At 56.5% G+C, this 2,908-nt stretch carries 2 protein-coding genes; one reads left to right on the forward strand and one right to left on the reverse strand.

All coding sequences use genetic code 11. The features are described from left to right. Positions 1-53: 53 nt before the first annotated feature. On the reverse strand, positions 54-1,283 hold the full coding sequence (locus HMPREF1556_RS05755; protein WP_021667404.1) for a hypothetical protein: 1,230 nt from the start codon (positions 1,281-1,283) through the stop codon (positions 54-56). 781 nt (positions 1,284-2,064) lie between these two features. Between HMPREF1556_RS05755 and HMPREF1556_RS05760 the strand changes: the two genes are divergently transcribed. Then, positions 2,065-2,610, forward strand: a complete 546-nt coding sequence (locus HMPREF1556_RS05760; protein ID WP_044125320.1) for a DUF1697 domain-containing protein — start codon at positions 2,065-2,067, stop codon at positions 2,608-2,610. The last annotated feature ends 298 nt before the right edge of the window (positions 2,611-2,908 follow it).

Genomic DNA, 2,908 nt, shown 5'->3' on the forward strand with positions numbered 1-2,908 from the left:
ACAAGCCTAGGCTTGTCGGGGCGGTGTCGTTTCTAAGGGTTCGACCGATGGAGCTAGAGGCGCACCGAGCGAACGACGAGCGTAGTTGTCCCTCCGTCGAACGCCTGCTCATTGGCCCCCGTCAGTTCTAGCTTGATCGTCACGGTAGCAGCGTCCTTATCATAGTGGGCAGACTTTACCTGGAAGCGAACATCCTTCAGATACACATCACGGCTGTCAAGCCCGCCAGAGACCACCCCCACGAGGTCATGCCCATCTCGAGCCCATACCAGTTCAGCCAGCTCTGTCCTAGAGCGTCGGATGCCTGGGCTAGCTAGCTGGAGCCAGGTCTTCGGGTTGAACTGGAGCGTACTCAGGACAGTAGCGTCATCGAGCTTCTTCAGCTTCTTCAGTCGCCCACTCATCCATTCATTGAGGTCGATACTAGTAGCCAAGGTAAGCTTGTCCTTCAGGGAAGACAGGGGCTTGAAGCCTTTGACTTCGAAGTCGAGCGTCAGTAGATCCTCCTTATTATAGCGGGGAAGGTTCACCGTCCCTCTGAAGGTGAGGGTATTGTTGTAGTGGTCGGCACGAGGCTCTGAGAGCACTACGGCGTACTTCGTCCGATCATAGCTCTTCAGGAACTCTCCCGAGTAGACCCCGAACTGACGCACCATTCCCCCGAGGTAGTACTTAGAGGCGAAAGCCTCATCGACTTGGAACTTCTGCAAGAAGTACTCCCGACGGGAGATGGGGATACGGAGGAAGTCCGAACCCGGGATCCCCTTGTAGCGTACCTTGAAAGCAAGGGCATCGCTACCATGAGCGCCCTCCTCGTACTTCATGTCCACTAGCTCCAGGAGCTTCAGATCTTCAGCGGTAAGGGTGTAAGGCTGACCTCCCTGCTCTGAAGAGGAGAAGGTCACAAAGGGAAGGAGGTCGGCGAGCTTAATAGCATCCTTCTCCTTGCCCCAAGCAAACTCCTCGATCTTGAGCGTGCTAAGCAGCTCCTTAGTCTTACTCTCAATGGGAGTGACGACCATACGCTTAGCCATGTTGTAGTCCGAGGGCTTCGGAGGATTAGCAGGCGGGGTGGGATCCCCGGGCTTCTGAGGATCTTCGGGTTGCTTCGGCTGGTCTGGCTGTTGAGGGTTCTCAGGTGGCTGAGGATTCTGGGGGTCGTTGGGCTTCTGGGGATTTTCTGGAGTAGGCGTGACCCGAGGAGTATCGTTCCCGGACTTACAGCCCACCGCCAGCCCGAAGCCGAGGAATAGGGCGAAGAGGAATATCTTCTTAGTCTTCATCAAATAATTTTACTCGTGTGAATAAGTGGACTCCTGCGAGCTCGACCCAGGAGGAGAGGAAAGTGAAGCGTCCCCACAGCACCAATGCACCAAGTGGGAGACGAAGAGCGTCCGTAAGGCGACGGACTGCGAGCTCAAGACATACAAGCGAGCGTGCTGGCAGAGAAGTATCTTGCCTTTCGCTGGGGCGCAAAGGTACGAAGAAATGAAAAAATCATTCCCCCACAGCTCCCTCGTCGAAGCCCTTAGCCCCTCCCTACCTCCAGCAATGATCCTGCCTAAGTCGCCCCACTGAATCCCTTCTCACCTCAGCCCTTTTGCCTCCCGAAGGCTTCTCCTTTCCCTCACTTCAAGCCTCCTCATCTTCCCCCTCCGAGGCACTACTGCTACCTCCGAAGAGGTACTACTGTTGCCACCCGAGAGGCGCTACTAGTGCCTCCGATGAAGGACTACGGCTACCCGACTACGGCACTATAGCCTCCCTTCTAAGCCCGCCCCTTCTCCCGCCAAAGAGACACTACTACCGCCTTCTTCAGAATAGAAATGCCCCCTTCCCCATCAGCCCCCAATTCCTCCGACGCCAAGAGCCCTAGAGCCAGGAGCAAAGCCCTCAGCTTGGCACAGCCCAAAGAGAGCTTAGAATAAGCCCCTCGCAATGGTACTTCAGGCGAGCCAGCACCGCCATTGCCACAGAGGAAGCACCGAATTACCTCCTAGGGAAAAGAACTATCTTTGCACCTTCATGAGGCTCGCTGAGTCCTTTTTATCCCCCCTTCAAACGATGAAACAAGAGCAAATCATCCTCCTCCGAGGCGTCATGCCCAGCGGGAAGAACAGCATACCTAAGATGGCGATCCTGCGCCAGCTCCTCGAAGATGCCGGCTTCGAAGCCGTCCGTACCTACATCCAGAGTGGGAATATCCTCCTTCGCAGTGAGCTCTCCGCCGAGGCTCTAAGCATTCGCATCCATGACCTCCTCGCCGAGCACTACGGAGCGGACATCGCTGCTCTGGTCTTCCGTCCCGAGGAGATCCAAGGCTGGATCGACGCCTGCCCCTTCCCCTCCGACCTTGATCCTAGCCGGGTCTTCTTCTCGATGACGATGGAGCGCCCCGACGTCCAGCGCCTTCAGGTCCTCGCCGAGAAGTCTTGGGGAGAAGCCGAACTGCATCTCTCCGAGCAATGCCTCTACGTCCATGCTCCCGTCACCTACAAGAACTCCCGCCTCACCAATAATGCCCTGGAGCGTCACCTAAAGGTCACCTGCACGACCCGCAACCTCAACACCCTCCGTCGCATCCTCGCCCTCGTCGCCACAGACGCCTAGCTCCCCTACCCGAGGGCGCCTAGCCCTCCCCTCTCTTCACAAAGCAAAGAAGCAGTGCGTGCCCTAGGGTCATTCCCTCGGACACGTACTGCTTCTTTGGCTCTAGATCCACTAGCCCCAGCCTACTCCCCCTGCTAATCCCCCTCTCGTTACTCCTCTCCCCAAGGAGGCAAAAGAGCGAAGAAACCACCCGCCTCTTCAGACACCAACAAATGCCCCCTTCTCCTGAGTACTTCCTCCCTTTTAGCGATTCCTCTTATAGCCTACCTTCAGCACCCCCAAAAATAATCCTACGGTA

Origin of the sequence: Porphyromonas sp. oral taxon 278 str. W7784, assembly GCF_000467855.2 — a bacterium.
GTDB lineage: Bacteria > Bacteroidota > Bacteroidia > Bacteroidales > Porphyromonadaceae > Porphyromonas.

Coding starts and splice junctions, on each gene's coding strand:
- HMPREF1556_RS05755 (WP_021667404.1), bottom strand. CDS start 1,283: ATGAAGACTAAGAAGATATTCCTCTTCGCCCTATTCCTCGGCTTCGGG.
- HMPREF1556_RS05760 (WP_044125320.1), top strand. CDS start 2,065: ATGAAACAAGAGCAAATCATCCTCCTCCGAGGCGTCATGCCCAGCGGG.